This window comes from Streptomyces turgidiscabies Car8 (genome assembly GCF_000331005.1).
In the GTDB taxonomy this organism is placed as follows: Bacteria; Actinomycetota; Actinomycetes; order Streptomycetales; family Streptomycetaceae; genus Streptomyces; species Streptomyces turgidiscabies.
The window spans coordinates 16747-28009 of sequence record NZ_AEJB01000328.1 but is presented as its reverse complement, the minus strand read 5'-3'; the positions used below and the strand labels follow the sequence as shown (position 1 = coordinate 28009).

General features: G+C 72.1%; 9 protein-coding genes. 4 read left to right on the top strand and 5 right to left on the bottom strand.

Annotated features, from left to right (window positions below; translation table 11 throughout):
* The first annotated feature begins 131 nt into the window (after positions 1–131).
* A complete protein-coding gene (locus STRTUCAR8_RS22080; protein WP_006378121.1) occupies positions 132–1874 on the top strand; it encodes a hypothetical protein in 1743 nt (580 codons plus the stop codon).
* Positions 1875–1893: 19 nt separating this feature from the next.
* Here STRTUCAR8_RS22080 and STRTUCAR8_RS22075 read toward each other — a convergent pair whose 3' ends face one another.
* Entirely contained in the window at positions 1894–2409 is a 516-nt protein-coding gene (locus tag STRTUCAR8_RS22075; RefSeq protein ID WP_006378136.1) for a YceI family protein, read from the bottom strand.
* 157 nt (positions 2410–2566) lie between these two features.
* On the opposite strand from STRTUCAR8_RS22075, the gene STRTUCAR8_RS22070 reads away from it, so the two are divergent.
* The gene (locus STRTUCAR8_RS22070; RefSeq protein WP_006378115.1) at positions 2567–3064 is read left to right on the top strand and encodes a MarR family winged helix-turn-helix transcriptional regulator; all 498 of its coding nucleotides are present in this window, start codon (positions 2567–2569) and stop codon (positions 3062–3064) included.
* Positions 3065–3090: 26 nt separating this feature from the next.
* On the opposite strand, the gene STRTUCAR8_RS22065 is transcribed toward STRTUCAR8_RS22070, so the two are convergent.
* The gene (locus STRTUCAR8_RS22065; protein WP_006378112.1) at positions 3091–3786 is read right to left on the bottom strand and encodes a sigma-70 family RNA polymerase sigma factor; all 696 of its coding nucleotides are present in this window, start codon (positions 3784–3786) and stop codon (positions 3091–3093) included.
* A gap of 251 nt (positions 3787–4037) precedes the next feature.
* A complete protein-coding gene (locus tag STRTUCAR8_RS22060) occupies positions 4038–4721 on the bottom strand; it encodes a hypothetical protein (protein WP_006378105.1) in 684 nt (227 codons plus the stop codon).
* Between the two features lie 201 nt (positions 4722–4922).
* On the opposite strand from STRTUCAR8_RS22060, the gene STRTUCAR8_RS22055 reads away from it, so the two are divergent.
* Both STRTUCAR8_RS22055 and STRTUCAR8_RS22050 read left to right on the top strand, forming a co-directional pair.
* Positions 4923–5921 (top strand): TIGR01777 family oxidoreductase, encoded by a 999-nt coding sequence (locus tag STRTUCAR8_RS22055; RefSeq protein ID WP_044472643.1) that lies wholly within the window; start codon positions 4923–4925, stop codon positions 5919–5921.
* A 422-nt stretch (positions 5922–6343) separates the two neighbouring features.
* A complete protein-coding gene (locus STRTUCAR8_RS22050; protein WP_006378116.1) occupies positions 6344–7765 on the top strand; it encodes an alpha/beta hydrolase in 1422 nt (473 codons plus the stop codon).
* A 69-nt stretch (positions 7766–7834) separates the two neighbouring features.
* Here STRTUCAR8_RS22050 and STRTUCAR8_RS22045 read toward each other — a convergent pair whose 3' ends face one another.
* On the bottom strand, positions 7835–10348 hold the full coding sequence (locus STRTUCAR8_RS22045) for an ABC transporter permease (protein WP_006378138.1): 2514 nt from the start codon (positions 10346–10348) through the stop codon (positions 7835–7837).
* A 96-nt stretch (positions 10349–10444) separates the two neighbouring features.
* The gene (locus STRTUCAR8_RS22040; RefSeq protein ID WP_006378111.1) at positions 10445–11224 is read right to left on the bottom strand and encodes an ABC transporter ATP-binding protein; all 780 of its coding nucleotides are present in this window, start codon (positions 11222–11224) and stop codon (positions 10445–10447) included.
* Positions 11225–11263: the final 39 nt, after the last annotated feature.

The following is an 11263-nucleotide window of genomic DNA, read 5'->3' as shown; positions in this document are numbered from 1 at the left end:
ACTGACCGCATGGCCTGAGGTTTTCCCGAATCGTCATAAAAGGCTACTGGCGGACATTCTTACCGGCCTCACACCGGACCCTTCACCTCCACCCCCGCGCGGCACACCGGGCACGATTACGTTCCGGTGTCGTGCACTTGGCAGAAACGGCGCCGGACGTCACGGCGAAGACCGGCCCCCCGCGACCCCGGCCCCCGGAGGCCGGCGCGCCCGCGCAGTGGCATCGTGTCCTGACGCTGCTCGCGACCGTCAGTCTGTTCATCGGGACGCGTGCGGTCTGGACGCAGGCCGCCAGTCACCGGCTGGTCGTCGCCGCCGCCATCTCGCTCTGCTATCTGTCGATCCTGGTCAGCGGCGTGCTGGCGCTGACCGTACGCCGGACGCGTTCGCTCGCCCGCCTCGATCTGTGCGTCCTGGTCACCGCCGTGACACTGACCCTGTGCACGTTCGCCCTGAACCACGCCGGTGGCGACGAGGGCGTCCTCACGGCGCAGGCCGCCCGCGAACTGGTCGCCGGGCACCCGGTGTACGGGCAGCCCTGGCCGTGGCTCTTCCAGCACAACCCCGATGTGGCCCTGACGCCGACGATGAACGGCGGCTACGACCTCACGTACGGCTACCCGCCCCTGGCCCTGCTGCTGACCGCGCCTCTTCTGTGGCTCGGGCACGGCGCGCTCGCGGCGACCGCGGTGACGACCGGGGCGCTGCTCGTCGGCGCGGTGACCCTGTGGCGGCTGCTGCCGGTGCCGTGGCGGTCGGCGGCGACCATGGCGTGCCTGGGCTTCGGGTTCCTGCCCAGTTACGCGCGGCTCGGTTACCCGGCGATCATCGGGCTCGCCCTGCTCATCCCGGTGGTGGTGCACTGGCCGAGGATCGGTGCCGGCGGGCGGCTGGGGTGGGGCGGCCTCGCGCGGGGCGCCTGTCTGGGCGCGGCCTGCGCGGCGCAGCAACTGCCGTGGTTCCTCGTGCCGTTCCTGCTGGCCGGGATCTACGCCGTGCGCCGGGGCGAGCTGGGCGCCCGGCCGGCCGCCGGGGTGGTGCTGCGGATCGCCGGGACGGCGGTCACCGTATGGCTGCTGATCAACACGTACTTCGTCGTGAGCGAGCCGCGCACCTGGGCGGCCGGGGTCGCGCTGCCGTTGACGCAGAACGCGACGATCCACGGGCAGGGCCTGGTGGGCATCGCGCTGTACTACACCGGCGGCAGCGGCCGGCTGGCCTGGTACAGCCTCGCGAGCATGCTGCTGACCGGGGCCCTGCTGGCGCTGCTCGTCCTGTTCGTGCGGCGGCTCGGGCCGGCGGCGACGGTGCTGCCGTGGTGCGCGTTCTTCCTGGCGACGCGTTCACAGGACGGCTACTACCTGCTGATGACCCCGCTCTGGCTGGCGGCGGCCGTGACCACACCGGCCGCATCCTTCGCCGGGGCGTGGCAGCCCCGGCCGCGCTTCCTGTCGGGTCCGCGCCGACGCCCGGCGCTGATCGCGGCCGCCGCGCTGCTCCTCGTACCGGCGCTGGCGAGCGCGGCGGTGGCGGCCACGGGTTCGGCGCCGCTGCGGATGCGGGTGACCAAGGTGCTCATGATCCGTCCGGACTCCGTGTCGGAGCTGACCCTCCGGGTCACGAACACGGACGACAGCGCGCTGTCGCCGCACTTCACGTTCACCACCGGCCAGGGCATGAGCCGGTGGTGGAAGGTGGTCAAGGGTCCGGCCACGCTGCCCGCGCACGCGAGCGCCGTCTACCGGCTCCGGCCGCCCGGGCCGGTGTTCCACGTGCCCCGGCGCCCGGGTACCCGTATCCGGCTGCGGGTGTTCACCGCGTCGCCTGACACGTTGTCGAGCATGGACGTCCGGCTGCCGGGCGAGCGTCCGTAGCGCCCTGCGGCGTCGCCCCTCAGGCGGGGGTGCGGGTGAAGCGGAGGGTGGCCGTGACCGTCGTACGGCCGCGGATCATGCCCAACTGGTTCCAGCCCAGGCCGAACTGGTCCCGGTCCACGCTGAACTCCGTGTCCAGGGTGAGCGCGCCTGCGCCGGTGTCGGTGAGGCGTGCGGTGAGGCTCGTGGGGCGGCTGATGCCGCGCACGGTCAGCTGGCCGGTGACGTGCACCGAGTCACCGTCGCGGAGTTCGGCGCCACGCACCGCGAAGGTGATCTCGGGGTGGTTCTCGACGTCGAAGAAGTCGGCCCCGTGCAGGTGCTTGTCGCGCTTGGCGTGCTTGGTGTCCAGGGACGCGGCGTCCAGGGTCACGGTGCCCGTGGCGGAGCCGTCGGGGAGGACCTCGCCACCGCCGCCGGTGACGGCGAAGGTGCCCTGCACGGTGACCAGGTTCCACATCGTCTTGTGCTTGATGGCGACGGTGGACGCCGTCCGGTCGAGCTGCCACAGGCCGGTTTCCACGGCAACGGTCATGAGCTGTCTCCTGACAGGAACGAGGGTCGTGCGAGGTGCGCGAGATACGTGACCCGGTCATCCAAATTTGGACGATGGGGTGATGGCGTCACGCTAGCCCGTTATCCAAATATGAACAACCCCTCGTTCAAAATTGGACAACCGCTAGAATCGAGGCATGGCCGCCCCTTCCGAACACCCCGCCGACCCGCCCACCTGTCCCGCCGCGGAGGAGGGCGGGCTGCTCCCGGCCGAGCTACGGGGCTGGATGGTCCTGCTGGCCGCCACCGGGGCGATCGAGCAGCGGCTCGGCCCTGTCCTCAAGGACACGCTCGGGGTATCCCACGACGAGTTCCTGGTGCTGTGCCTGCTGGCGGAACGGCCCGGGGGCGGCCTGCGGATGACCCGGATCGCGGAACTGCTCGGGCGTCCCAAGACCCGGCTCACCTACCAGATCGCCTGCCTCGCCCACGCCGGGCTGGTCACCCGGCGCTCGGTGTGCGGCGACAAGCGGGGCGTCGAGGTGTCCCTCACCGGCAAGGGTCGCCGCCTGTTCGCGGAGGCCTCGCCGACGCTGGCCGACACCGTCTCGTCGGGGCTGGCGATGATCGGCCCCGAGGAGCGCGAGACGATGTGCGCTCTGCTGCCGGAGGAGGCGGACCGGGCGAAGCCGTGACCACCTCCCCTGGCGTGCCGCTCTCGTCAGGCGGCCAGAACCGCCGAGGCAGGCCCGTCGGCGGCCTCGGACGCGGCCTTCGGCGCCGCTTCGATCTCGGCCTCGGCGAGCAGGCCGACGAGGGTCGCGCGGGCCCGGGCCACACGTGAACGCACCGTCCCCACAGGGCAGTCGCTGACCTCGGCCGCCTCCGCGTAGGGCAGCCCCATCAGCTGCGTGAGGACGAACGCCTCGCGGCGTTCGTCGGGCAGTGCGGCCAGCAGGTCGAGGAGCGCGACCCCGTCGTCGAAGCCGGGCAGCCCGCTTGGCTGGGCCAGTTCGACGGTCAGGCGCCAGTCCTCCGTGTCGTGGAGCCGGGGCCGGGCGGCGGCGTGCCGGAAGCTGTCGATCACCGCTCGCCGCGCGATGGCCATCAGCCAGGAGCGGGCGGAGGACCGCCCCTCGAACCGGTGGAGACTGCCGAGCGCCCGCAGGAACGTGTCCTGGGCGAGGTCGTCGGCGGCCTGCGGATCGGCGGAGAGGTGGGCGACGTACCGCACCACATCGCGGTGCAGGGCGCCGACGAAGCGTTCGACGGCGACCGGGTCGCCACCACGTGCGGCGAGCGCCCAGGCGGTTATCGACTCGTCGACCGGAGGGGCCGCGGAGCCCGCGAGGCAGGTAGAGCCCACGAGGGTTGCGGAGCCCGCGAGGGTCGGGGCGGGCGGTACGGGAGTGATCACCTGGTGTCCTTCTCGGATCATCCGGAATCCGGCAGGGCGGCCCTCGAACGCCCCGCGCGGCAGTACGACACGCGGGCGGGGCAAGGGCGGCGGCGAGGCGGTGCGCGAGACGTGCACGCGCGCGCCGCCGGCTACCGGCGGGGGGAGGTCGGCCGTCCCGTGAAAGTGGGCGCGGCCGGGGCCCGGAGCACCCGCACGGGCCGACGGAATGACGTCGGCGCCGACTTGAGCGGCCCGGGGAGCCAGCTGTCTCAGACGACAGCGACTCCGGCCGGCGGGCCCCGGGACGTGATCGTGTGGACGAGCGGAAGCAGGCGTGGCGCCCGGTCCGAGCGGTTGCGCCGCGGGCGGAGACCGGGACGGAGACAGGCCGGTGTCGCGGGCGGCATGAGCATCAGCCGCAGCGGCGCGGCCAGCCGGCCGGCCACCGCCCGCACGATGCGGAACGCGGCCCGCTCCCCATGGGCCAGCCACAGTCCGCACAGCAGTGCGGCGAGCGTGTGGGCGGCGAGCATGCTGTACGAGGAGGACAGGACGTCCGTGCCGTAGCCGCCGTGGGCCGAGTGACCCGCACCCGCCCCCACGCCCATGTTCATGCTCGTGCCCATGTCGGCGCCGGTACCGGTGCCGGTGTGGGTCATGTTCATGGAGTCCGTCGCCGTACCGGCGGCGCCCGGGACCAGGCCCTGGGTGATCGTGAACACCGAGTGGAGCGCGCCCTGGGCGAGGACCACCACGGCGACGACCAGGGGAAGTCCGCGCTCGCGCCCGGTCAGGCACCAGCCCGCGCCACCCGTGACCACGGCCCCGGCGGCCAGCGTCCACCGGTCGACGGAGGAGCCGGACATCAGCACATGGCCGAGGGCGGCGAGCAGCACACAGACGGCCGCGAACACCGTGGCCCGCAGCGCGCGTGAACCCCGCCCGGCAGTCATCGCGGCCCTCATCCTCCCGTCCGAGGCTCGAACGTCACTGGCAGGTACGCAAGTTACCGAGCAACCGGTCGGCGGGGTACCCGGGCCGACCTACTCACGACCTACTCAGATCCAACCCACAGTTCGTCACAGGTAGCTTTTGAACGCGTTCAAATATTTGCGGTACGCTCGTGGCACCAGTTCCGAGTCATGGGGGAAGCCGTGAAGATCGTCATACCCGGAGGAACCGGCCAGGTGGGTACGGTCCTGAACCGTGCGCTCACCGCCGCCGGTCACGACGTCACCGTCCTGACGAGGCGGCCGACGCGCGCCCGCGAGATCAGCTGGGACGGCGAGACCCTGGGCGCCTGGGCCGAGGCGGTCGACGGCAGCGACGTCGTGATCAACCTGGCGGGCCGCAGCGTCAGCTGCCGCTACACCCCCGCCAACCTGCGGGCCATGATGGACTCGCGTGTGCACTCCGCCCGGGTCGTCGGCGAGGCGATCGCGGGCGCCGCGCGGCCACCCCGGCTCTGGCTCCAGATGAGCACGGCCACCGTCTACGCCCACCGCTTCGACGCCCCCAACGACGAGGCGACCGGCGTCATCGGCGGCACCGAACCCGGCGTACCGGACTACTGGGCGTACAGCGTCGAGATCGCCAAGGCCTGGGAGCGGGCCCAGGAGCAGGCCGCGACGCCCGCCACGCGCAAGGTCGCCCTGCGGACCGCCATGGTCATGAGCCCGGATCGCGGCGGTGTCCTCGACGTCCTGCTGCGGCTGGCCCGGCTCGGCCTCGGCGGGCCGGTCGCGGGTGGCGCGCAGTACGTGTCCTGGATCCACGACCACGACTTCGTACGCGCCGTCGAGTTCCTGGCCGGCCGGGACGACCTCGCCGGACCCGTGAACCTCGCCGCTCCCCACCCCCTCCCGCAGCGCGCGTTCATGCAGGCGCTGCGCGCCGCGTGGGGTGTTCCGGTGGGCCTGCCGGCGACGCGGTGGATGGCGGAGCTGGGCGCGTTCGCGCTCCGCTCGGACACCGAACTCCTGCTCAAGAGCCGCCGTGTCGTCCCGGGCCGGTTGCTCGACGCGGGCTTCACCTTCGAACACGCCGAATGGCCGGAGGCCGCCGCCGACCTCGTACGCCGGGTGCGCGAGCGGGGGGCGACGGGCGCCGGCGTCTCGGCCCGGGCGTCGGCCAGGGGGCCTGCGGGGTTGTGACCGGGCCGGGCCGAGGGCGAGCGAGAGGGTGCGCCGGCTCCGGTCGGGGCACCTGGACGGGCGCCGCAGCCGATCATGACGAGGTACGTGCCCGACCGGGGCCGTTTCTCCCGGGCAGGACGCGAGCTGTACGGCCACACCGTCGGCGGTCTCCGGCCTCGGCGACCTGGCCGTACAAGGTGGTCGTGAGGGGTGGCCGCCGAGCCCGCGGGCCGACTTGGACTGCGGCCGGGGAGGCCGGTGGGCCAAAACGCAGGCCCGCGGCCTCCCCGGTCCCACCTCGGGCGCGACCCGTCGACAAGGACCGGCCCGTGCTCCGACGCCAGGTCCGCCGAGAGACCGCGCAAGTGACCCCTGGTGCGCGGGCCTCCGAGAGGGAGAGAGAAGCTGATCTCGATCAACTCTCCTTGGAGGTACGTGAGATGACGAGCCGTCTGCCGCGCCGTACGGTGCTGGGCGGAATGATCGGCGGTCTGGCACTGGCCTCGGCCTCGGCCCCGGCTTCGGCTTCGGCTTCGGCCGGCACGGGTGCCGGATCCGTACTGGCCGCAGGACGCACACCGGACGCCACCGGACAGGGCGCCGCCGGCCCGGAGCCGTACGTGCCGGTGCCCGTGGGCGGCGGGGGCGGCCCTGCCGGGACCGACCGGGTTCATGTCCTCAAGGTCGGCCCCGACTCGGCGGCCACCGTCCTCGTACTCGTGCCCGGCATGTTCGGCGCCGCGAACGACTTCCGGCTGCTGGCCCGTGACCTGGTCGCGGGCGTGCCCGGCCTGCAGGTGTGGGCCCTCGACCGGCGGGAGGAGAACCTCGCCGACCGCTCGGGCTTCGGGAGTCCGGACCCCCTCGCCTACTACCTGGACGGCCACTACCGCGTCCAGGACCCGGCCGCCTCCCCCTTCGCCGCGCGCTGGGGCCTGCCCCTCGCCCTCGCCGATCTCCGGGCCGTCGTCCGGTCGGCGGGGCGCGGTGGCCGGCGCGTGGTGCTCGGCGGGCACTCCTGGGGAGCGACGACCGCGATGGCGTACGCGGCCTGGGACTTCGACGGCTGCCCCGGCTACCGGGACCTCGCGGGGCTCGTGGTCGTCGACGGCGGAGTCCTCGGGGCGTTCGACGGAACGGGCGATCCGGTCCTCGACTCGCCGGAGGAGATACGGGAACGGCTCGCGGCCATCGACGCCGGGGCGGTCTTCGACCTGACCCTGAGCGGTGTGGGTCTGGGCAGCCGCGCGGAGAGCACCCAGATCTGGTACCAGCTCGCCGGCCACTACGCCCTGCACGACCCCGCCGGCCCCTCGGTGCTCCAGCCCCGGCTGCCCGACGCCCTGAGCCTGCCGTACACCGTCACCAACGCGGGCCTGCTGGGCGTCCTCGTGGACGCGGGATTCGGCTGGCCCAACGCCATCACCGTGCACTCCGGACACCTCGCCGACAGTGGAGACACACGCGGCTGGATCGACGCCGGGATCACCCCGATAAGCCGGGTCGCGGCGTCGTACGCCGGTCCGGTGCCGGCCGTGTGGGAGTGGTACTGGCCGGCCCGGCTCTCCGTCGACCTCGACGTCACGGACGCCTACACCGACTCCGCGCTCGCCCGCTCCCTGGGCCTTCGGCTGCGTCACGCCGACCGCCTCGACATACCGCTGTACGCCTTCGGGACGAGCTACGCCCAGGGCACGATCGAACAGGCGGCGCACACCGTCGTGGCCAACTCCCGTATTCCGTACGCCACTTACCAGACCGACGACGCCATGAACCACCTCGACCCGCTCTTCGCGGCCCCGGCCCACAACACCCTGACGCGGACCCTCACGGAGTTCCTGAAGAGGCCCGCGACGCGCTGACGCGAGGCCGCCCGTCCGGCCGCTCCCGCAAGGGCCGGCCGGACGGGCGGCGACGACGCCCCGCTCGGCCTACTCGGCCTTGATGGCGGTGAGCATGTTCAGCCGGGCGGCGCTGCGGGCGGGCCACAGTGCGGCCAGCAGGCCGACCAGTGCCGCCAGCAGCAGGAAGAGCCCGAACCGGTCCCACGGCAGTACCAGCATGTATCCGGGTATGTCCGCCTTCGTGGCCTCACAGACGGCCCAGCCCAGGAAGGCACCGAGCGCGAGCCCGATCAGCGCGCCGAAGAGCGATATGACCACGGACTCCAGCTGGATCATGCGCGTCACGCCCTGCCGGTCGAGCCCGACCGCTCGCAGCATGCCGACCTCCCGCTGCCGCTCGAAGACCGACATCGCGAGGGTGTTCACCACCCCCAGCACCGCGATGACCAGGGAGATCGCGAGCAGCCCGTACAGGATGTTCACCGTGGTGTCGACATCCCCGTTGAAGTGGTCGCGGATGACCTGCCGGTCACCCACCGTGGCCCCCGGGTGCGCGGCGACGGCATCGGCGAGTGCTTTCGCCTTCGTGCTGCCGTCTGTCTTGACGTAGATCCACAGGATCCGGCTCTCGTCCTGGTGCGGCTTGAGTACGTCCGTGGAGACGACGACCGGCGAGACGACGGTGTTGCTCTCGAAGATGGCCCCGACGGTCAGCCTGCCGCGCTCGGAGTCCTCGTACCCCACCGGCAGGGTGTCTCCGGTCTTCCAGCCGTTGGACCTCGCGACGTCGTCGGCGACGGCCATCTGCCCCTTCGTGAGTGTGTCCAGTGAGCCGGAGACCACCGTGAGGTGGATGGTCTTCGGGAAGTCCGCCGCGGTGACGCCGGAAACCTGCTGCATGCTGCGGCCGACCGTCATCAGCCCGCCCTGCTCCTGCGACACCGCGCTGACGCCCCCGACCTTGCGCAGCGCGGCGACCGCCGAGGCGTCCAGGCCCGTCCCGTCGTCCATGACCATGTAGTCGGCCTTGACGATGTCGCCGGTGATCCTGTCCGCGGACTGACCGAGGGTGGCCCCGAGCACGGTCAGACCACTGACCAGTGTGAGACCGATGGCCAGCGCGGAGGCGGTGGCGCCGGTACGGCGCGGGCTGCGGACCGCGTTCTGGCCCGCGAGCTTGCCGGAGATCCCGAAGCCGCGCCGCAGCAGCGGCCGTACGGCCGCGATCACGGGCCGGGACAGCAACGGGATCAGCACGATGACCCCGATCACCGCGAAGAAGGCACCGAGCCCGACGATCTTCGCACCGCGCGAACCACCGGCCCCGGCGCCCGCGACGACGATCGCCGCGCCGAGCAGTGTGACGATTCCGCCGAGGGTGTTCCGGAGGACAAGGGATTTGGTGGTGGCCGGCAGGTGCGCGCTGCCGATCGCCGCGACCGGCGGGATCTTCGCGGCACGTCGGGCGGGCAGCCAGGCGGCCACCATGGTGACGAGGACACCGACGACAACCGCGACCAGAACGGTTGTCGACGTGACGGCCAGCGGCCCGTCCGGGATCTTCCCGCCGCCGAAATCGGCCACGGAGCGCGCTGTGGCAGCGATGGCGGCGCCGAGCCCGAGACCGGCGGCCGAGGCGACCACGCCGACCGCCATCGCCTCGGTCAGCACGGACCGGGTGACCTGCCTGCGGGAGGCACCGACCGCACGCAGCAGAGCGAGTTCCCTGGTGCGCTGGGCGGCCAGCATGGTGAAGGTGTTGGCGATCAGGAAGACGCTGACGAAGAGCGCGACCCCGGCGAAGGCGAGCAGCAGGGTACCCAGCGTCAACGCGTCTGCCGCCGCCCTCTTGGCCTCCTCGTCGGCGAGTTGCCGGCCCGTCTTGGCCGTCGCGGAGTCGGGGAGCACCTTCCTGACGGTGGCGGCGAGCTCGGAGCTCGAAACACCCGGGGCTGCGGTGACGGTGACGGACTCGTAGACGCCCGGCCGGAGGTAGAGCCGCTGAGCGACCGGAGTGTCGAACAGCACCAGGCTGCCGCCTTGGGCCACCGAGGTGTTCTCGGTGGTGAAGATGCCGGAGAGCCGGTACGTCTTCGCCGGACCGGTGAGGGCGACGGGCACGGTGTCACCGACGCGGTAACCACCCTTCTCGGCAGCCCTCTTGTCGAGCGCGACCTGCCCGGGCTCGGTGGGCCCGCTGCCGTCGGTGAACTCGTAGAGCCGGTCCTTGCCGCTCTTCCCCGGCGCGAAGTTGGCGCCCGCGTTGAACATGCCGGCGCTGATGAGCCCGCCGTCCCTGTCGGCGACGGAGGCGGACCCCTCGACCCGTCCGGCGGCGTCGGCGACCCCGTCGAGTCGGGCGATCTCGTCGAACGTCTTCCGGCTGATGCCGGTGTTCTCACCGGAGTAGTCGGTGTTCTCCACGACCTGGACATCCACGTGGGCGTAGCTCTTCGCCGCCTGGCTGCCGTAGGCGCTTTTGTAGGTGTCGCTGAAGATGAGGGTGCCGGAGACGAACGCGACGCCGAGTATGACGGCGAGCAGGGTCATCAGCAGTCTGGCCTTGTGCGCGAGGACGTTGCGCAGGGCTGTGCGGAACATGGTGGTGTGGTCCCGGGGAGGTGGAGGGAAGGGTGAGGGTGAGGGTCGATCAGGACACGCGTCGGTTCGGCCCGGCCCGGCTCGGCTCAGGTCTGCTCAGGTCGTGCGGAACTTGGTGTCGAACGACTTCATGAGGTCGAGGACCCGGTCCGCGGTGGGCTCGTACATCTCGTCGACGATCCGTCCGTCGGCGAGGAAGATGACCCGGTCCGCGTAGGCCGCGGCGACCGGATCATGGGTGACCATGACGACGGTCTGGCCCAACTCCCGTACGGAGTCACGCAGGAACCCGAGAACCTCGGCCCCCGCACGCGAGTCCAGGTTTCCCGTCGGCTCGTCCCCGAAGACGATGTCCGGCTTGGAGGCGAGGGCGCGGGCGACGGCGACACGCTGCTGTTGGCCGCCCGAGAGCTGGGCGGGACGGTGACTGAGCCGGCCGGACAGACCGACCATCTGTATGACGGTGTCCAGCCATTCGCGGTCCGGTGTCCGGCCCGCGATGTCCATCGGGAGCGTGATGTTCTCGAGCGCGGTGAGGGTCGGCAGCAGGTTGAACGCCTGGAAGATGAATCCGACCTTGTCCCGGCGGAGTCTGGTGAGCTGCCGGTCCGTCAGGGAGCCGAGCTCGACGTCGCCGACGCGCACCGAGCCGGAGGAGAAGGAGTCCAGCCCGGCGACGCAGTGCATCAGCGTGGACTTGCCGGACCCGGAGGGCCCCATGATCGCGGTGAACTGGGACTGCCCGAAGCCGACACTGACCTGGTCGAGGGCGACCACCTGGGTGTCACCCTGCCCGTAGACCTTGGAGAGCTGTGTGGCGCGGGCGGCCACGGTGGGGGTGGCGGTGCGGGGGCCGGTGGGCGAGGCGGTGGTCACGGGTACGACTCCGATCGACGGCAGAGACAGCGCGGGGCA